At 30.1% G+C, this 19,614-nt stretch carries 19 protein-coding genes; 16 read left to right on the top strand and 3 right to left on the bottom strand.

Going from position 1 to position 19,614, the window contains the following annotated elements:
- Positions 1-22: 22 nt before the first annotated feature.
- From FIA58_RS08915 to FIA58_RS08940, 6 genes are all read left to right on the top strand, one after another.
- Positions 23-1,075 (top strand): type III polyketide synthase, encoded by a 1,053-nt coding sequence (locus tag FIA58_RS08915; RefSeq protein WP_140962136.1) that lies wholly within the window; start codon positions 23-25, stop codon positions 1,073-1,075.
- On the top strand, positions 1,075-1,497 hold the full coding sequence (locus FIA58_RS08920; RefSeq protein ID WP_140962137.1) for a 3-hydroxyacyl-ACP dehydratase FabZ family protein: 423 nt from the start codon (positions 1,075-1,077) through the stop codon (positions 1,495-1,497). The genes FIA58_RS08915 and FIA58_RS08920 overlap by 1 nt, the downstream gene beginning before the upstream one ends.
- Positions 1,498-1,577: 80 nt before the next feature.
- Positions 1,578-2,846 (top strand): beta-ketoacyl-[acyl-carrier-protein] synthase family protein, encoded by a 1,269-nt coding sequence (locus FIA58_RS08925; protein WP_140962138.1) that lies wholly within the window; start codon positions 1,578-1,580, stop codon positions 2,844-2,846.
- 27 nt (positions 2,847-2,873) lie between these two features.
- Entirely contained in the window at positions 2,874-3,128 is a 255-nt protein-coding gene (locus FIA58_RS08930) for an acyl carrier protein (protein ID WP_140962349.1), read from the top strand.
- Complete coding sequence (locus tag FIA58_RS08935) at positions 3,125-3,619, top strand: 4'-phosphopantetheinyl transferase family protein (RefSeq protein WP_140962139.1); 495 nt, start codon at positions 3,125-3,127, stop codon at positions 3,617-3,619. The genes FIA58_RS08930 and FIA58_RS08935 overlap by 4 nt, the downstream gene beginning before the upstream one ends.
- A 14-nt stretch (positions 3,620-3,633) precedes the next feature.
- Positions 3,634-5,364, top strand: coding sequence for an APC family permease (locus FIA58_RS08940; RefSeq protein WP_140962140.1), 1,731 nt, complete (start codon positions 3,634-3,636; stop codon positions 5,362-5,364).
- Positions 5,365-5,366: 2 nt separating this feature from the next.
- Here the strand turns inward: FIA58_RS08940 and FIA58_RS08945 are convergent, their stop codons facing one another.
- Both FIA58_RS08945 and FIA58_RS08950 read right to left on the bottom strand, forming a co-directional pair.
- A complete protein-coding gene (locus tag FIA58_RS08945) occupies positions 5,367-5,969 on the bottom strand; it encodes a 3'-5' exonuclease (RefSeq protein WP_140962141.1) in 603 nt (200 codons plus the stop codon).
- Position 5,970: 1 nt separating this feature from the next.
- The gene (locus tag FIA58_RS08950) at positions 5,971-7,890 is read right to left on the bottom strand and encodes a DUF294 nucleotidyltransferase-like domain-containing protein (RefSeq protein ID WP_140962142.1); all 1,920 of its coding nucleotides are present in this window, start codon (positions 7,888-7,890) and stop codon (positions 5,971-5,973) included.
- Between the two features lie 250 nt (positions 7,891-8,140).
- Between FIA58_RS08950 and kduI the strand changes: the two genes are divergently transcribed.
- From kduI to FIA58_RS09000, 10 genes are read left to right on the top strand one after another with little or no spacing between them, the layout of a single operon-like run.
- Positions 8,141-8,977: a 5-dehydro-4-deoxy-D-glucuronate isomerase gene (gene kduI, locus FIA58_RS08955; protein ID WP_140962143.1), complete on the top strand. Its 837-nt coding sequence runs from the start codon at positions 8,141-8,143 to the stop codon at positions 8,975-8,977.
- Positions 8,978-8,979: 2 nt separating this feature from the next.
- The gene (locus FIA58_RS08960; RefSeq protein ID WP_140962144.1) at positions 8,980-9,765 is read left to right on the top strand and encodes a gluconate 5-dehydrogenase; all 786 of its coding nucleotides are present in this window, start codon (positions 8,980-8,982) and stop codon (positions 9,763-9,765) included.
- Between the two features lie 12 nt (positions 9,766-9,777).
- Positions 9,778-11,178 (top strand): glucuronate isomerase, encoded by a 1,401-nt coding sequence (uxaC, locus tag FIA58_RS08965; protein WP_140962145.1) that lies wholly within the window; start codon positions 9,778-9,780, stop codon positions 11,176-11,178.
- A 13-nt stretch (positions 11,179-11,191) separates the two neighbouring features.
- Positions 11,192-11,515 (top strand): cupin domain-containing protein, encoded by a 324-nt coding sequence (locus tag FIA58_RS08970; RefSeq protein ID WP_140962146.1) that lies wholly within the window; start codon positions 11,192-11,194, stop codon positions 11,513-11,515.
- 12 nt (positions 11,516-11,527) lie between these two features.
- On the top strand, positions 11,528-12,550 hold the full coding sequence (locus FIA58_RS08975; protein WP_140962147.1) for a sugar kinase: 1,023 nt from the start codon (positions 11,528-11,530) through the stop codon (positions 12,548-12,550).
- 22 nt (positions 12,551-12,572) lie between these two features.
- Entirely contained in the window at positions 12,573-13,088 is a 516-nt protein-coding gene (locus FIA58_RS08980) for a LacI family DNA-binding transcriptional regulator (protein WP_140962148.1), read from the top strand.
- 2 nt (positions 13,089-13,090) lie between these two features.
- Positions 13,091-13,759: a bifunctional 4-hydroxy-2-oxoglutarate aldolase/2-dehydro-3-deoxy-phosphogluconate aldolase gene (locus tag FIA58_RS08985; protein ID WP_140962149.1), complete on the top strand. Its 669-nt coding sequence runs from the start codon at positions 13,091-13,093 to the stop codon at positions 13,757-13,759.
- Positions 13,760-13,801: 42 nt separating this feature from the next.
- Entirely contained in the window at positions 13,802-15,250 is a 1,449-nt protein-coding gene (locus tag FIA58_RS08990) for an MFS transporter (RefSeq protein WP_140962150.1), read from the top strand.
- 39 nt (positions 15,251-15,289) lie between these two features.
- Entirely contained in the window at positions 15,290-16,738 is a 1,449-nt protein-coding gene (locus FIA58_RS08995; RefSeq protein ID WP_394352420.1) for a tagaturonate reductase, read from the top strand.
- Between the two features lie 11 nt (positions 16,739-16,749).
- Complete coding sequence (locus FIA58_RS09000) at positions 16,750-18,357, top strand: UxaA family hydrolase (RefSeq protein ID WP_140962152.1); 1,608 nt, start codon at positions 16,750-16,752, stop codon at positions 18,355-18,357.
- A gap of 58 nt (positions 18,358-18,415) precedes the next feature.
- On the opposite strand, the gene FIA58_RS09005 is transcribed toward FIA58_RS09000, so the two are convergent.
- Positions 18,416-19,429 (bottom strand): LacI family DNA-binding transcriptional regulator, encoded by a 1,014-nt coding sequence (locus FIA58_RS09005; RefSeq protein ID WP_140962153.1) that lies wholly within the window; start codon positions 19,427-19,429, stop codon positions 18,416-18,418.
- Between the last annotated feature and the right edge of the window lie 185 nt (positions 19,430-19,614).

Genomic DNA, 19,614 nt, shown 5'->3' on the forward strand with positions numbered 1-19,614 from the left:
CAATGAGATAAACAAATAATGAATGCCAGTAAAAATAACAACTGTTACTACACAACTTCCTAAATTCTATAGAGAGACTGCCGATATATTACCTTTTTTAGATGTTTGGCTGGTTAACCAAGAAGATCGTTTTAAAAGGAAAGTAAAAAAGATATTTGAAGGAGCAAATGTAGACAAACGCTATTCCATCATGAGTCCAGAAGAAGTTTTTTCTTTGCATTCTTTTGAAGAACGAAATGCTATTTATGCCAGAGAAATGATAGTTTTGGGTGAAAAAGTATTGCAAAAAGCTTTAAATAAGGCCAATTGGCAACCAGAAACTATTGATTTCATAATAACCGTTAGTTGTACTGGAATCATGATTCCTTCATTAGATGCTTACTTAATTAATAAATTGGGGCTAAAACAAGATATTGTTCGTTTACCTGTTACAGAAATGGGTTGTGTTGGTGGTGTTTCGGGTATTATTTACGCAAAGAATTTTTTAAAAGCCAATCCAAATAAACGTGCAGCAGTAATTACAGTAGAAAGTCCAACGGCTACATTTCAATTAGATGATTATTCAATGGCAAATATAGTCAGTGCAGCTATTTTTGGAGATGGTGCTGCATGTGTTTTACTTTCTTCTTATGAAAATGATATTGGACCAACAATACTTGATGAATCTATGTATCATTTTTATGATAACGAACACATGATGGGTTTTGAATTGACCAATAAAGGATTGAAAATGATTTTAGACATTGAAGTTCCAGATACAATTGAAGAACATTTCCCAGCAATTTTGCACCCTTTTTTGGAAAGAAATCAATTGAAAATAAAAGATATTGAACACTTAATTTTTCATCCTGGTGGCAAAAAAATAGTTACCTTAGTAGAAGAATTATTCTTTGAATTAGGAAAGAATATTAATGATACCAAAGAAGTCCTTAGATTATATGGTAACATGTCGAGTGCCACTGTTTTATACGTTTTAGAAAGAATTATGAATAATCAACCCGAAGCTGGAGAAAAAGGTGTCATGTTAAGTTTTGGTCCTGGTTTTACAGCACAACGCGTTTTATTAGAATGGTGATGACAAAAAATGAAATAGTATCAAAATTACCGTATTCAAAACCATTTTTGTTTGTTGACAAACTAATTACGATTAATGAAAATGGAGTAGAAGGTATATATACTTTTGATGCTAATTTGGATTTTTACAAAGGTCATTTTAAAGACAATCCAGTTACTCCAGGTGTCATTTTAACGGAAACCATGGCACAAATAGGCTTAGTTTGCCTAGGAATTTATTTAAACGAAGGAAAAGAGATAAAAAATATAGGATTTACATCTTCTGAAGTAGAGTTTTTAAAACCAGTCTATCCAAATGAAAAAGTAACGGTTATTTCTGAAAAGATATATTATCGTTTTGGCAAATTAAAATGTAAGGTAAAAATGCTAAATGAAAATAAAGAAGAGGTTTGCACAGGAATATTAGCAGGAATGATTTTGTAGAAAGTTTAAAATTATTTTTTTAATTGACTTTTGAAATTAATTTTTAAAGTTGACATTGCAATTGTAATTGATTTTTGATATTGAAAAAAAGAGTTGTCATAACAGGTTTAGGAATTGTTGCTCCAAATGGAGTAGGTCTGGATGCGTTTACTAATGCCATAAAAAATGGGAATTCCGGAATAAAGCATAACCCTGAATTAGAAAGATTACAATTCTCTTGTCAGATTGCAGGAACACCATTAATTTCTGAAGAAGTAAAACGAAATTATTTCAGCGAATTGGAATTGCGTAATTTCAATTCAACTGGAATTTTATATGGAGTTATTGCAGGTTTAGACGCTTGGAAAGATGCTGGTCTAGACATTGAAAACAATGAAAATCCAGATTGGAACAGTGGAACTATTTTTGGTACAGGAACTTCTGGAATTGAAAAATTTAGAGAAGCTATTTATAAGATTGATGATTTTCAAACAAGACGTTTGGGAAGCACAGTTGTAGCTCAAACCATGGGAAGTGGTATTTCGGCTTATTTAGGTGGAAAACTAGGTTTAGGTAACCAAGTTACAACTAATTCCTCTGCTTGTACAACAGGAACGGAGAGCCTTTTAATGGGCTTTGAACGAATCCAACAAGGTAAAGCCAAACGAATGTTAGTGGGAAGCACAAGCGATTCTGGACCTTATATTTGGGGTGGATTTGATGCTATGAGAGTTTGCACTTTTAAACATAATAAGTCACCAGAAAAAGGCTCAAGGCCAATGAGTGAAACAGCTTCAGGATTTGTACCAGGAAGTGGAGCAGGAGCGTTGGTTATAGAAGAATTAGAATCAGCTTTAGCTAGAGGTGTTAGAATATATGCTGAAATTCTTGGAGGAAATGTAAATTCGGGTGGACAAAGAGGTGGAGGTACTATGACCTCACCAAATTCTGTAGCAGTACAAAAATGCATTATGGATGCTATGGCTGATGCAAATATAAATTCAACTGAAATTGATGTCATAAATGGTCATTTAACCGCTACTTCAAAAGATGCTTTGGAAATTGAAAATTGGACAAAAGCTTTAAATAGAAAAGGAACTAACTTTCCTTATATCAATTCATTAAAATCAATGATAGGTCACGGCTTATCAGCTTCTGGAAGTATGGAATGTGTAGCATCAATCCTTCAAATTTATAATGATTTCATTTTTCCAACTATTAATTGTGAAGATTTAAATAAGGAAATAAAAACATTGATTTCATCTGATAGAATTCCGCAACAGTTCATTAAGAAATCAATAAATGTTATTGCTAAAGCTAGTTTTGGTTTTGGTGATGTAAATGGATGTGTTATCTTTAAGAAATTTTAAAAAATTATATAGTGTATTATAAAAATGATGAATAAAGAAGAAATAATTGAAAAGTTGAAGCCTATTGTAGCTCCTTTTGTTAAGAACGAAGTAGCTTTTGCTAATCTAACCGATAAAACCGATTTTATAACAGATCTAAATATAAATTCAGCAAATTTAGTAGATATTGTTTTAGATATTGAAGAAGCATTTGAGATTGAAATAGATAATGAATCAATGGAAAAAATGCTTAATATTGAAAATACGATTGCTATTATTCAAACTAAATTGGAAGAAAAATGATAGGTAATGATGTAGTAGATTTGGCTATAGCTAAAATAGAAAGTAATTGGAAACGCAAAGGATTTCTTTCTAAACTATTTACCGCATATGAACAAGATCTAATTCAAAAGACTTCTAATCAAGAGGAGATGGTTTGGGTACTTTGGAGTTTAAAAGAAAGTACTTATAAAGCTTATCAAAGAATAAAGTATAACCGAGGATTTTATCCAAAAAAAATAGAGATTCAATCTTTGCAAATAATTGATGAAAAGTATTTTGCAACCATTTCTTTATTCAATGAAACATTCCATGGACAAACACTTATTGATAATAAAATGATTCATTCTTTAGTACTAGTATCTAATTTAGAATTTAAAAAAATAACGAATTATACTACAAATTCAATTTTAAAAGATAAAAATTCACTACCTTACTGTTCAATTTCAAATAATCCTTTGTCCATAAGTCATCATGGGACTTTTAAAAAAATTGTTCAGTTACATTTAAATTAATAATATAAAATAAGATGTCAAAACCTAAAGTAAAGAAACTAGGAGAATTGGCTTCAACTGCCATTTGTGGAAATGATATTAGTTCTTCCGTTTTATACGTCTCAGCTTTATCAATTTTTTATGCAGGTCAATATGCTTGGGTAACGCTATTAATAGTCGCTTTTGTACTTTTTTTATTTCGAAAAATATATGGTGAAGTAGTAGGTGCATTGCCTTTAAATGGAGGAGCATATAATGCTTTATTAAATACAACTAGTAAACAACTAGCTTCAATTGCAGCTACTCTTACTTTATTGTCTTATATGGCAACCGCTGTAATTTCAGGCAATGAAGCCATGCATTATTTACATCACATATTTCCTTCGATGAACGTTTTAATTGCAACTGTAGTTTTATTAGGACTTTTTGCAGCTTTGGTTATAGGTGGTATTTCAGAATCTGCAAAAGTAGCTATCGGTATCTTTATTTTTCATTTATTCTCCTTAATAATCTTAACCTTTTTTATTCTTTATTACTTTTTTTACAACGGTTTAGATCAATTCATTGAAAACTGGCATTTACCAACTCATGGTAGCATCACTATGGCCATCTTTTTAGGTTTTTCAGCATCTATGTTAGGAGTTTCAGGATTTGAAAGTTCAGCAAACTTTGTAGAAGAACAAAGAAAAGGTGTTTTCCCAAAGACACTAAGAAATATGTGGATTGTTGTAAGTATTATTAATCCTTTAATGGCATTTTTTGCTTTGAGTATATTTAATATGGATACTTTACAAAGTGATGCTTTTCAAAATACCTTATTAATAGAAATGGGATTATTTGTTGGAGGTAAATGGATAGCTTTGTTAATTGCTATTGATGCTGTTTTAGTATTAAGTGGAGCTGTTTTAACAAGCTATGTAGGAGTTTCTGGTTTATTGGAACGAATGACTTTAGATAGAATATTACCAAATGCATTATTGAAAAAGAATAAAAAAGGAAGTTCTTATCGTATAATCGCATTATTTTTCATTCTTAGTGTTTCTGTATTGTGGATTACAAATGGTAATGTAAAATTATTAGCAGGTGTGTATACTATTTCTTTTCTATCAGTAATGGCATTATTTGGTTTTGGAAATATTTTACTGAAATTGAAAAGAGCTAAATTACCAAGGCCTGAAAAAGCGAGTTGGTTAGGAGTTATTATAGCCATTATTGCTGTATTAATAGCTTTAGCTGGAAATATCCTAATGGAACCAAAAGATGATTTGCCAAGTAATGTAGAAGTATTTTTACCTTATTTTCTTGTAACTATAGGGTTCATTGTAATTATGCTAAGAAGAATTGTTTTACTTAAAGCTATTTTAAGTATTTTTAAATATTTGAATACCAAAATTATTAACACTATTAATAGCATTATCATTCAAGAATTTGTTTTTTTTACAAAAAATGATGACTTACAACATTTAAATATTGTAATGTTATATATAAAAGAAAATGAACACACGAAAAGAATTAAAATTGTTACCGTTCTAAAACCTAATGAAACTGCTTCTGAAAGATTAAAAAAAGATATTGAATTTTTAGATCGTGAATATCCTGAAATAAAAATTGATTTTATCGAAATGGAAGGAGAGTTTGGACCAAAACTTATCAATGAACTATCTGATAAATGGAAGATTCCAGTAAACTTTATGTTTATTGCATCACCAAGTGATAAATTCCCTTATAAAATAGAAGAATTAGGCGGTGTAAGACTTATAATGTAATATTAAATGTCAAGTTTTCTTTTTAGTTTTAAAAAGAGTAAAGCTGTTAAATAAGCATCACCACTTGAAGTATGACGGTCTGTTTTTCTTATTTTAAAAACATCACATAATTCATCAAGTGAAGTATGTTGCTCATCTGGAAAATGTTTTAATTTCTGATACATAATATCTGTATCCATGTATTGATTTTTTAATCTTCCAGCATCTAGCCTATTAAGAGCTTCGTTAATTATTTCAATATCGAAAGAGATATGATGTCCTATAAGTGTGGCTGATTTAATAAAGTTTAAAAAAGTAATAATTGCTTCTCTTTCAGTTAATTTTTCTTCATTTCCATCTTTTAAAATACCATGTATGTGAACAGAAGTAGCCTTAAAAACTGTCTGAGAGATAAAAACTTCATAATAATCATTAACAACAATTTTATTATTCACAATTGCTACAGCTCCAATAGATAAAATACGATCTTCTTTTATATCTAATCCAGTAGTTTCACAATCAAATACAACATATCGTTTGGGATTTGTCTTTATATTAAAATAAGCCAAATATTCTATCCAAAAAGAAGGATATTCTTTAATTATATTTTTAAAAGGCCATTTCATATTACGTAAAATAAGTTAACTTAAAGCGGTTTTTAATTATTTCTTGAACATCATTAATAGGTTGAAAATCATTCTTAAGTTTTACTTTATCCAATTTGGTTAACTCTTTTAAATTTAAGTATCTACCATCTGAATTATACAACAATCCTTCTTCGGTTCTAAATTTTAAAAGTTCTAGAAAAGCTTCTTCACATGAATTATAAACAACAGCATTTTGTGGTTCGATTTCTGCAAGTTTTGCATATCTTAAAGCTGTGTTATTAATATTTCTTATTCCCGAACTTAAAATCAGTATCCTTGCAGCATCTATTAGGGGTAATAAAGCTCTTGACTTTATATCAAAAGTATCTTTATGTTCTCCATCATTCTCAACAAGAAATTGTCTAAAAAAACCTAATGGAACTGGATTTTCTAATGCATTTGCACCTAAATAAGCATAAAATAATTGATTATCATATGTTTCTTTTAAAATTGTATCTGTTATTGCATGCATTAAATTTTCATCTCCATAAACAAAGTCATAATCAAAAAATATAGTACACATTAAAATTCCTTTTTCACCAGGTGAGTGAATCCAATTATAAAATTGATTTTTCCATTCACTAACTGTTCTACACCATAAAGGATTACTAGCCATCATGTTTGCTGGACAAAATTCGTAACCAACTTTATTTAATTTTTTAGTAACAATTTCTGCTAATGTTAAAAAATAGTTTTTAACTTCATCATACCTTTCATCGCTAACATCCTCAAAAACTAAAGCATTATCTTGATCCGTTAATAATAATTGTTCTTTTCTTCCTTGACTTCCTATATTTAACCAAGTAAATTGAGTAGGAGGAGGAATACCCATTTTTTCAATTGCTTGCTCAATTGCTCTTTTGGTAATAGCTATATTAAGTTCTCCTACAATAGAACAAATATGATAAATAGGAATATTTTTATCTATAGAATTTTGAATCAAATCAGTAACTTTTTGTCTAATATTTCTTAAATCTTCTGTATTTTGAGCTCGTCTTGTTTGTCGCAATAAAACTCCTGGATTATTAGCTTGTGCAACAACGATATCATGTTCAGAAATGATTCCTTTTATTTCAGATAGGTTAGTACCATCTTTTGTAACACATAAATGACCTACATTATGTTTTAACATCATCAATTGTGCTTCCACAATAGAAATATTTTCAGCTACAGTTATAACTGGTGAGGACATAATTTTATTTATAGTAGTGTCAATTGGAAACAAACCTGTTGCTATTTTTGATCGTAAATCTTTATCTGTTAAAATACCAACAGGTAATTTATTTTCATGAATTATTATACTACCTATTTTTTTACTTGACATTGTTTGTGCAACATACCTTGTAATATCTAAAGTAGATGCAGTAACTGGATTTTTAGTGTAATGAATAGGTTGGTAGTATTGAATTTCACTAGAATTATCATCATAAATTACATTTTCAGAAAGTAATTTTCCTTTATTTTTCTTATCTAATGGGTTTCGAGTGTTTGAAGCAAAACTTTGTAATAAAAATTCTAAAACTTTAGTGTTTTTTATAACAATAGGCTTAAAAATATCAATTGGAATAGCATAAACAATACTCTCTTCACGAGCTTTAGCATTCATAAGGTAATTATCTTTTGCGAAAAATGGACGAAGTCCTAAAATATCACCTTCATCACATTTATCAATTAACACATCATCTGAATCTGAGGTTATACTTAAACCTATTGCACCAGATGCTACTACATAAAATGAATCATGTGTACCATCATTAACTTTAAAGAGATAGTCATTTTTTTCTAAATATAAGACAGTAACATTTCTTGCAATTTCAAGTAAATTTTCGTCATTAATACTTTTGAACGGATGAAACTTTCTTAGAAAATCTTGTATACGTTCAGCTATTGCATTTTTCATAAATTATTGAATTCTATTGGTGTATCCTTATTTATGTTAAAAGTATAAATTTTTAAGCGAACTTACAGTATTATTGAATTTTGTTTGTTATAAGCTTTTTTTAAACCAATAAGTAATTTTTTTATGTTTAGATTTAACTTATTTTTAAATTATCTTTTAAAAAAGCATATATTTTTTCTTAAAAATGATTTTTTTAAAAAAAAAATATTACTTTTACGTAATCGATTACGGAAATATAAAATACAAATTAATGACAAATTTCAACTTTAGATATGCATCACATCCAGCAGATGCAAGAAAATATGACACAAATGAAATTAGAGAACACTTTCTAATTGATAATCTTTTTTCAAAGGATGAAATCAATTTGACATATTCCATGTATGATAGATATATAGTAGGTGGAATTATGCCTGTTTCTAAAACCCTAAAATTAGAAACAATTCCATATTTAAAATCAAATAATTTTTTAGATAGAAGAGAAATCGGAATTGTAAATGTGGGTGGAAAAGGTAAAATTTCAGTAGATGGTGAAGTTTTTGAATTAGATAAAAAAGAAGCATTATATATTGGTTCGGGCTGCATTGAAGTATTATTTTCAAGTTTAGAAGAAAATCCTGCCTTATTCTATATCAACTCTGCTCCAGCTCACAAAAAGTTTCCAACAAAAAAAGTAAACAAACAAAACGCTGAAATTGTACATATGGGTGATGAAAAGTATGCAAATAAAAGAATTATCAATAAACTTATTGTGAATAGTGTAGTGGAAACATGTCAAGTTCAAATGGGACTTACTGAGCTTTTACCTGGAAATGTTTGGAATACAATGCCAGCACACACTCACAATCGAAGAATGGAAGCTTATTTCTATTTTGATTTAGAAGAAGGGCAAACTATAGCTCATTTTATGGGCGAGCCAGAACATACACGTCATATATTTTTAGAAAATAATCAAGCCGTTTTATCACCAGAATGGTCTATTCATTCCGGTTCGGGAACTGCAAACTATTCCTTTATTTGGGGAATGGCTGGTGAAAATTTAGATTATGGAGATATGGATATTGTTGCACCAAACAAATTAAAATAATAATGAATCTATTTAATTTAACTGGAAAAAGAGCTTTAATTACTGGTGGAACTCACGGATTAGGACAAGCCATGGCTGAAGGTTTAGCTAGTGCTGGTGCTGAATTGGTGATTACAGGTACAACACCAAGTAAAATGAACGAAGCAATTGTCTATTATACTAGCAAAGGATACAAAGCAAAAGGTTATATTTTTGATGTAACAAATGAAACGGATGCTGCAAAATATATTGACATCATTACAGAAGAATTAGGAAATATTGATATTCTTGTCAATAATGCTGGAATTATCAAAAGAGAATTGGCTATTACAATGCCTATTTCTGATTTCAGAAAAGTAATTGATGTAGATTTAGTTGGACCTTTCATCATGTCGCAATTAGTGGCTAAACAAATGATTGAAAGAAGAGAAGGTAAAATCATCAACATTTGCTCTATGATGAGCGAATTAGGGAGAAATAGTGTTTCAGCTTATGCTGCTGCCAAAGGTGGTCTGAAAATGCTAACACAAAACTTAGCTACAGAATGGGCTAAATACAACATTCAAGTAAATGGAATTGGACCAGGTTATTTTGCAACTTCGCAAACAGAACCTATTCGTGTAGATGGTCATCCTTTTAACGAATTTATTATTAACAGAACACCAGCAGCTCGATGGGGAAATCCTGAAGATTTAGCAGGTGCAGCTGTGTTTTTGGCATCAAAAGCAAGTGATTTTGTTAACGGACAAGTAGTTTATGTCGATGGTGGAATTTTAGCTACTATCGGAAAACCATCAAACGAAGAATAACATTTTAAGACAATGAGTAAAAATTTCATAAACGATAATTTCCTTTTGGAAAATAAATATGCTGAAGAATTATATCACAATTATTCTAAGAACCAGCCTATCATAGATTACCATAACCATTTATCACCCCAATTAATTGCAGAAGATGCCATTTTTGATAACATAACAAAAGTTTGGATTAACGGTGACCATTATAAATGGAGAGCTATGAGAACTTTAGGAATCAATGAAAAATTTATCACAGGAAATGCTTCCGAAAAAGATAAGTTTCTACAATGGGGAAAAACAGTTCCATATACGATGAGAAATCCTTTGTATCATTGGACTCACTTAGAATTAACACGATATTTTGGCATCAATGAATTATTGAACGAAAAATCAGCTGCATCTATTTATGAACAAGCTTCTGCAAAAGTAAATTCTCAAGATTTCAGTACAAGAAATTTATTAAGAAAAGTAAAGGCTGAATTCGTTTGTACCACTGAAGATCCAATTGATAATTTAGAGTATCACCAACAATTAGCTAAAAGTGATTTTGAAGTTAAAGTAAGTACAGCTTTTCGTCCTGATAAAGCGATTTTAATTACCAATGATGGTTATAACGAATATATTGATAAATTAGGAGAAGTAGCTGGAATTGAAATCAATACGTATGTTGATTTATGTGGTGCTTTAAAAAACAGAATAGCTTACTTCGATAAAAATGGAAGCAAACTTTCAGATCACGGTTTAGAGCATATTTATTTTGAAAATTTCACAGAGAATGAAATCAATACCATCTTCAAAAAGAAACGTGAAAACACAACTTTAACAAATGAAGAAGCGTTAAAATTCCAAAGTGCTATTTTATTGTTTTTGTCTGAAACTTACCATGAGTTTGGTTGGGTTCAGCAATTTCATTTAGGTGCTTTACGCAATAACAATGCTCGTATGCACCGAATTCTTGGACCAGATACAGGTTGGGATTCTATAGGAGATTATGCTCAAGCTCAAAAATTATCAGCGTTTTTAAATGCATTAGATAGTAAAGATAAATTAACAAAAACCATTATTTATAACCTAAATCCAGCTGATAACGAAGTTATGGCAACAATGATTGGTAACTTTAATGATGGTAGTGTTAGAGGGAAAGTACAATTCGGTTCAGGTTGGTGGTTTTTAGACCAAAAAGACGGAATGACAAAACAATTAAATGCCCTTTCAAACATGGGATTAATCAGTTGTTTTATCGGAATGTTAACCGATTCAAGAAGTTTCTTATCGTTTCCAAGACATGAATATTTCAGACGTATTTTATGTAATCTTTTAGGTGATGAAATTCAACGAGGAGAGCTTCCTGCTGATATGGAATGGATTGGTAAAATGGTGACTGACATCAGTTATAACAATGCAAAAGAATATTTTAAATTCTAATTAATCAATTCAAATGTTTATAGAAAGTAAAGATTATAAGTGGGAGAAAATTGATAAAAATTTAGATAGAGCTATAATTGGTTATGATAATGCATTAATGCAAACCATTGTTAAATTTAAAAAAGGAGGCATTGGCTATTTACATCAGCATATTCACTCCCAAGTAGCTTTTATTGTTAAAGGTTCATTTGAAGTTCAAATTGAAGAGGAGAAAAAAATATTGCATAGTGGTGATACATTTTTTATTCCTTCCAATAAAATGCATGGAGTAGTTTGTTTAGAAGAAGGAATTTTAGTAGAATCATTTAGTCCCATGCGAGAAGATTTTTTAAAATAATTAAAGTTTAAGATGAATAAAGTAGTCACTTTTGGTGAAATAATGTTACGACTTTCTACAGAAAGACATTTGCGTTTTGGGCAATCCAAAGCTTTTGCTGCAACTTATGGTGGTGGTGAATTTAATGTGGCTGTTTCCTTGGCTAATTACGGAATTGATGCTGAATTTGTAACTAGAATTCCAGATAACGAAATCGGACATTGTGCTTTGAAAGAAATGCGAAAAATGAATGTGAATTCATCCAATGTGCTTTTTGGTGGTGATCGCTTAGGAGTTTATTTCTTAGAAACTGGAGCAGGAAATAGAGGAAGTAATGTAGTTTATGACAGGGCTAATAGTGCTATTGCAACAGTTGAACCAGGAACTTTTAATTGGGAAAAAATATTTGAAGGCAAAACATGGTTTCACTTTAGTGGAATTACGGCTGCCATTTCAGAAAATGCTGAAGAAGAATGCTTAATAGCTATTAAAACTGCTCATAAATTAGGGTTAACCATTTCATGTGATTTGAATTACCGTTCAAAATTATGGAAATACGGAAAAGAACCTAAAGACGTTATGCCAGAAATGCTGAAATATTGCAATATAATTTTAGGTGATATCGATACTGCTTTTTTTATGTTGGGAAAAGAAAAAATAAATCCAGATTATACAGATGAAGCTTCACTTCCGTCTTTATATGGAAAACTATTTGAATTGTGTCCAAATTTGAAGGTAGCAGCTACCACATTACGTTATTCTATTAGTGCTTCACACCAAAGAATTGGAGGCATTTTATTTGATGGAAAACAAATATATAAAGCAGCTGTTAAAGAAATAACTCCAGTAGTGGATAGAGTAGGAACAGGTGATGCCTTTATGGGTGGATTAATTTATAGCTTAATAAAAGATACTAATAATAAACAAAAAGCTTTAGAATTCGCTGTTGCAGCTTGTTGTTTAAAACATACCATTGTTGGAGATTATAATTTGGCTACATTAGAAGAAGTTGAAAATATAATTAATGGTGACGGCTCTGCTAAAGTTTCTAGATAGATAGAATTATAAGGATGGTAATATGGTAACATTAAAAAAAATATCAAATTTAACAGGTTTTTCAATTTCAACAATTTCAAAAGCTTTGAATGATAGAAACGATATCAACAATGATACTAAAAAGATTATTCAAGATTATGCCATTAAAATAAATTATAAACCTAATAAAAATGCATTGGCTTTAAGAGGTTATAAATCTTTTATCATAGCGATTATAGTTCCTCAAATAAATGATACTCTGTATAGTGAGCTATTATGTGATTTACAATTATGTGCTACAAAGTTTGGTTACAGAATACTATTGTTCCAGTCTTTTGATGCAATGTCAAAAATTACAGAATACCTTCGTGAGGTTAATGATGGAAGTGTTGATGCATCATTTGTTCTTTCTACAAATGAAAAACCAATAAATAAAAAGCTAACTGATGCTAAAAATATTCCTGTTGAATATATTCAAATCTTTAAAAATCAACAAAAAATTGAATTAAAAGCGAATTGTATTTCAATTTTTGAAAATTTATTAAAACAAATTAAATAATTATGGCTCAATATACCCGAATTGAAGTAGCTCAAAAAATGAAGGAAACTGGTTTAGTTCCTTTATATTATAATCCTGATGCAGAAATTTGTAAAAATATTGTAAAAGCTTGTTATGATGGAGGAGCACGTTTATTTGAATTTACAGCAAGAGGTGATTTTGCTCATGAAGTCTTTGCTATTTTAATAAAATATGTTGTTAATGAACTTCCTGGGATGATTCTTGGAGTGGGTTCTATTACTGATGCAGCAGCAGCTTCTTTATACATGCAAATGGGAGCTAATTTTATTGTAACTCCAGTTTTAAGAGAAGATATTGTACAAATTTGTAATAGAAGAAAAGTGTTATGGTCACCTGGTTGTGGTTCATTAAGTGAAATTGCAAAAGCAGAAGAATTAGGCTGTGAAATTGTAAAATTATTTCCTGGTGATATTTATGGACCAAAATTCGTAAAAGGAGCTTTAGCACCGCAACCATGGACTTCAATAATGCCAACAGGAGGTGTATCTCCAACAGAAGAGAGTTTGAAAAGTTGGTTTAATGCTGGTGTAACCTGCGTCGGAATGGGTTCACAGTTAATTTCGAAGGAAATTATTGATAATAAGGATTTTGGTAAACTTACGACTCAAGTAAAATTTGCTTTAGATACTATCAAACAAATTAGAAAATAAAATGCTAATTTCTATTTCAAATAGAAGTAAAAAAATATAATTATGAGTGAATTAATTCCAAAAAAAGCAACAAAATTCAGGTGGACTATTTGTGGACTATTATTTATGGCAACCACTATAAACTATTTAGACCGACAAGTGCTATCCTTAACATGGAAAGATTTTATTGCACCTGAATTTCATTGGACTAATAATGATTATGGAAACATAACTGCTTTGTTTTCAATATTTTACGCTGTATCTTTATTGTTTGCAGGTCGTTTTGTGGATATAATGGATACCAAAAAAGGGTTTCTTTGGGCTATTGGTGTTTGGTCATTAGGAGCTTGTTTGCATGCTTTTGCTGGAATTGCAACAGCTGGTTATATCACTGGAGATTGGTTTGTTGGTTTTGAAGGAGCAAAAAATATTATTGGAACCATTAATGATACTGGATTAGTAATATCAGTCAGTGTAACTTTATTCATTTTCGCTCGTTTTGTTTTAGCATTAGGTGAAGCAGGAAATTTTCCAGCTGCCATTAAAACTACAGCTGAATATTTTCCTAAAAAAGACAGAGCATTTTCAACAAGTATATTCAATGCTGGAGCGACAGTTGGAGCGTTGGCAGCACCAATTACAATTCCTTTTATAGCAGAAGCTTATGGTTGGGAAATGTCTTTTATAATAATTGGAGCTCTTGGTTTTATTTGGATGGGCTTTTGGGTCTTCTTATATGAAAAACCAGAAAAACATTCTAAAGTAAACCCTGAAGAATTAGAATATATTCAACAAGATACAATTGCTGATAGTAAAATAGAAGGTTATGTACCAGAAACTACTGCAAAAGTTTCATTAATGGATTGTTTTAAATATAAACAAACTTGGGCTTTTGCTTTTGGAAAATTCATGACTGATGGTGTTTGGTGGTTTTTCTTATTCTGGACACCAGCATATTTAAGTTCGGTTTACGGAATGGATTCTACAGAAGCTGCTTTTCCTTTGTTTGTCTTATATATGATTACATTGGTTTCAATCATTGGAGGTTGGTTACCAACTTATTTCGTTGATAAAAAAGGAATGAATCCTTATGAAGGTAGAATGAAAGCTATGTTAATTTTTGCATTTTTTCCATTGCTAGCTCTAATAGCACAACCTTTAGGTCATTATACGTATTGGATTCCTGTAATTATAATTGGAATCGCTGGAGCCGCTCATCAAGCTTGGTCTGCAAATATATTTACAACAGTTGGAGACATGTTTCCTAAAAAAGCAATTGCAACGGTTACAGGTATTGGTGGATTAGCTGGTGGATTAGGTTCAACTGTTATCAATAAAGGTTCTGGAGTTTTATTCGATTACAGTGAAAATACAAATATGGCATTCATGGGATTTAAGGGAATTGAAGCAGGATATTTTATCATTTTTTCAATTTGTGCAGTTTGCTACTTAATAGGTTGGACGGTTATGAAAACTTTGGTACCTAAATATAGTCCAATAACAAATTTGTAAAATAATAAGACAATTATTAAAAAATATAGTATGTTGACAATCAAAAAATTAAATAGAGAAAATATAGATTCGCAAGCATTGTACCCAATTAAAGTGGTCCAGTTTGGTGAAGGTAATTTTTTAAGAGCATTTGTAGATTATGCTTTTCAAAGATTAAACAATGAACTTAACTTCAATGCAGGTGTTGCGGTTGTTCAACCTTTAGAAGGTGGAATGGTTGACATGTTGAATGACCAAGATGGATTGTACACACTATTCATGAATGGTGTAAAGAAAAACGAGAAAATTCAAAATATAGAATTAATAAAAAACATTGTAAAAGGAATTAATCCATTTACCGATTATAAAGCCTTTTTAGATTTAGCTAAAGAAGAAGAGTTGCAGTTTATCATTTCAAATACAACTGAAGCTGGTATAGAATTTATCGATTCAGATACACCAGAAATGGAACCACCAGTTGCTTTTCCTGCTAGATTAACCGTTTTATTATACGAAAGATTTAAACATTTTAATGGAAACCCAAACAAAGGTCTAACCATCATTCCATGTGAATTAATCAATTATAATGCAGCTACTTTAAAAGATATTATTTTACAATATTGTGATTTATGGAATTTAGATAACTCTTTTAAAACATGGTTATTAGAAAGCTGTACTTATCACAATACTTTAGTAGATAGAATTGTTCCAGGTTACCCAAAAAATGAAATTGAAGAGTACAATAGTAAATTAGATTATCAAGATAATTTAATCGTTACAGCAGAACCATTTTTCCTTTGGGTTATTGAAGGAGATGAAGCTTTAAAACAAAAATTACCGTTCCATAAAACCGATTTAAATGTAAAGATTGTAGATGATATGCAATCTTTCAGAACTTTAAAAGTGCGTATTTTAAATGGTGCTCATACAGCAATGGTTCCTTTTTCATTATTATATGGAAACGAAACAGTAAGACAAACAGTTGATGGAGACTTTACTGGTGCCTTCGTAAATCATGTTATTGCTGAAATTAACGACACTTTACCTTTTGATAAAAGTGAGGTTTTAGCGTATTCTGACGAAGTAATGGATCGTTTTAGAAATCCATTTATCATTCACAAATTAGCAGATATTGCTTTAAATACGGTTTCTAAATTTAAAGTTAGAGTATTACCAAGTTTACTGCAATATGTTGAAAAAAAGAACAGTTTACCAATTCACTTAACGTATTCTTTAGCTTGTTTAATCCAGTTTTATAAAGGAACATGGAAAAATGAAGCTTTACCAATAAATGATGGTGCTGATATTGTGGCTTTTTTCAAAGAAGCTTGGAGTTCAAATGACTTAAATAAAGTTGCCAAAGCGACATTAGAAAATACAGAATTTTGGGGTAAAGATTTAACTAAAGTTATAGGTTTGTCTGAAGCAGTAGTTTCAGGACTTACTGATATTGAGGCTAATGGAATTGAAAAAGGCTTTGTGGCTTTTAAAAACAAATTCAACTCATAATTATAGAAATTATGCAAAAGAAATTAATAAAAGTTCATCCATATGATAATGTCCTAGTAGCATTAATCAATCTAGAGAATGGAGAACAAGTAAATTTTGAAGATTCTCAAATTACTTTGGTTACTGATGTAAAAGCAAAACATAAAATTGCTGCACAAAAATTTGAAATTGGAGATAGAATCATTATGTACGGTGTTTTGGTTGGGACTGCTAATTCAATAATTGAAAAAGGTGAAGTTTTAACAACCGAAAATGTAAAACATCAAAGTGAGAAAGTCTCTGGAAAAACAGGTTCAATTGGTTGGACAGCTCCAAATATTGAAAGATGGAAAGACAAAACTTTTGAGGGTTATCATAGAGAAGACGGTCAAGTAGGAACAGAAAATGTATGGTTGTTTTTTCCGTTAGTTTTTTGTGAAAATAGAAATATTGAAATATTAAAAGATATTTTCGAGAGAGAACTTTTAAAACATAAAGTCAATAAACATCAAATGTTATTGCGTTCTCTTGTTAGTGGAAATGAGGAAACAGAAGAAGCAAAAGACAATGAAGATGTTTTTGGAAACATTGATGTAAAATTTATTACGCATCAAGGTGGCTGTGGTGGAATTCGTCAAGATTCAGAATTATTAGCCAAGCTGTTAGCAGGTTATGTGAATAATCCAAATGTAGCAGGAGTAACAGTTTTAAGTTTAGGATGCCAAAATTTGCAAATTGAAATCTTCAAAAATGCTTTAAAAGCAATTAATCCAGATTCTCAAAAACCTATTGTCATTTATGAACAACAGCAAATGGGAACAGTGGATGAAATGCTAACAGCAGTAGTAAAAGATTCTTTTGAAGCGATTAAAAAAGCTAATAATATTCAAAGAAAACCAGCACCTTTATCAAAGTTGAGAATTGGATTAGAATGTGGTGGTTCAGATGGTTTTTCAGGAATTTCTGCAAATCCTACATTAGGACATGTTTCAGATATGTTAGTCGCTCTTGGAGGAACAGCAATTTTGTCTGAATTTCCAGAGTTATGTGGAGTAGAGCAGGAGTTGGTTAACCGTTGTGTGGAAGAAGAAAAAGGAGTAAAGTTTTTGCAATTGATGAAAGCTTTTGAAAAATCAGTAGTTGATGCTGGTTCAGGGTTTGACATGAATCCTTCTCCTGGAAATATAAAAGACGGGTTGATTACTGATGCTATGAAATCGGCTGGAGCTGCCAAAAAAGGAGGAACTTCTCCAGTTTGTGATGTGTTAGATTATGGTGAATATGTAACAACACCAGGCTTAAATTTATTGAATACACCAGGAAATGATGTAGAAAGTACAACAGCAATGGTTGGTTCAGGAGCAACGGTAGTTTTATTTACAACAGGATTGGGAACTCCAACAGGAAATCCTATTGCTCCAATTATCAAAGTTTCTTCTAATACCGAATTAGCTACAAAAATGCCAGACATTATTGACATTGATACTGGAGCAGTAATTAGAGGAGACAAAACCATTGAAGAAATGGGGGAAGCTATGTTAGATTTTATAATAGATGTAGCTAGTGGTAGAACAATTACCAAAGCAAAACTTTTAAATCAGAATGATTTTATTCCTTGGAAAAGAGGAGTTTCATTATAAATGATTGGAATAAAAATTAATTTAAACCGTTTAGAATTCTCTCCAAACGGTTTTTTATTTACTTTTTTAAAGTTGATTTTCTTATAACTAACTCAGGTTCTAAAATAACTTTCTTTTCAATTTTTACTTTTTCTGTATTATTTATTTGTTCCAAAAATACTTTTGCTGTCATTTTTCCCATTTCTCTAGGAAATTGATCAATTGTACTAATAGATAATTCCATAAATTTAGTAAAAGGCTCATTTGCAAATCCAATAACTGAAAAATCATCTGGAATTTTTATTCCTTTCTCTTTTAATTCTTGTATAGCTCCTAAAGCAGCAAAATCACTAGAAGAAAATAATGCATCTGGTGGATTTTTTAGAGATAGCAATTTTTTTATAGCCTTTTTGCCATCTTCAAGATTACTCATAGTTTGTTTAACATAATCATCTTGATAATCAATATTATTATCAATCAAAGCTTGTTTATATCCCATAAAACGTTCTTTGAAAATTTCGATATTTATATCTCCAGAGAAATGTGCTATTTTTTTACAACCAATATCAATTAAGTGTTGTGTAGCTTTGTAACCACCATTAAAATCGTTAATTGTAACCGAACTAACATTACTTAATGATTTTTTTCTATCAAAAAAGATCAAAGGAACATCTTTTTTTAATATTCGCTCAAAATTAGAATCTTTACTACTAGAGGTTGAAATTAGTATTCCATCAACTTGGGCATTAAGAAGTGCATCAATATTATCTTTTTCTTTTACTTCATTACCATCTGTTTGGCAAATGATAATATGATAACCATGAGGGTTTAATTCTTCTTCAATACCTCTTATTACTGACCCAAAAAAATTACTATCAATACGAGGAACAATAACACCAACATTATTACTCTTTCCACTTTTTAGAGCTAAAGCTAACTTGTTTTGCTCATAATTCATTTTTATGGCTGTTTTTAAGACTAATTCTTTAGTAGCTTGACTAACATCAAATTGATTATTTAATGCTCTTGAAACTGTTGCAGCCGTTATATTTAACTTTTTTGCAATATCATATATTGTAGTCTTTTTTTTCATCTATTTAAATTAAAAGAATTTATAAACCTAATCTCCTACAAAGATCAGTTTTTAAAGTAGTACAAAACACAAAATTAACCATATTATTAATATATTTAGATTATTTTATTATATTAAAATCATAATAAATACAAGGAATATTTATAATATAAATAAATATATTATATTTTTTTTATTTTTTATTA

The sequence above is a fragment of the Flavobacterium jejuense genome (assembly GCF_006491595.2).
GTDB classification, from domain to species: Bacteria; Bacteroidota; Bacteroidia; order Flavobacteriales; family Flavobacteriaceae; genus Flavobacterium; species Flavobacterium jejuense.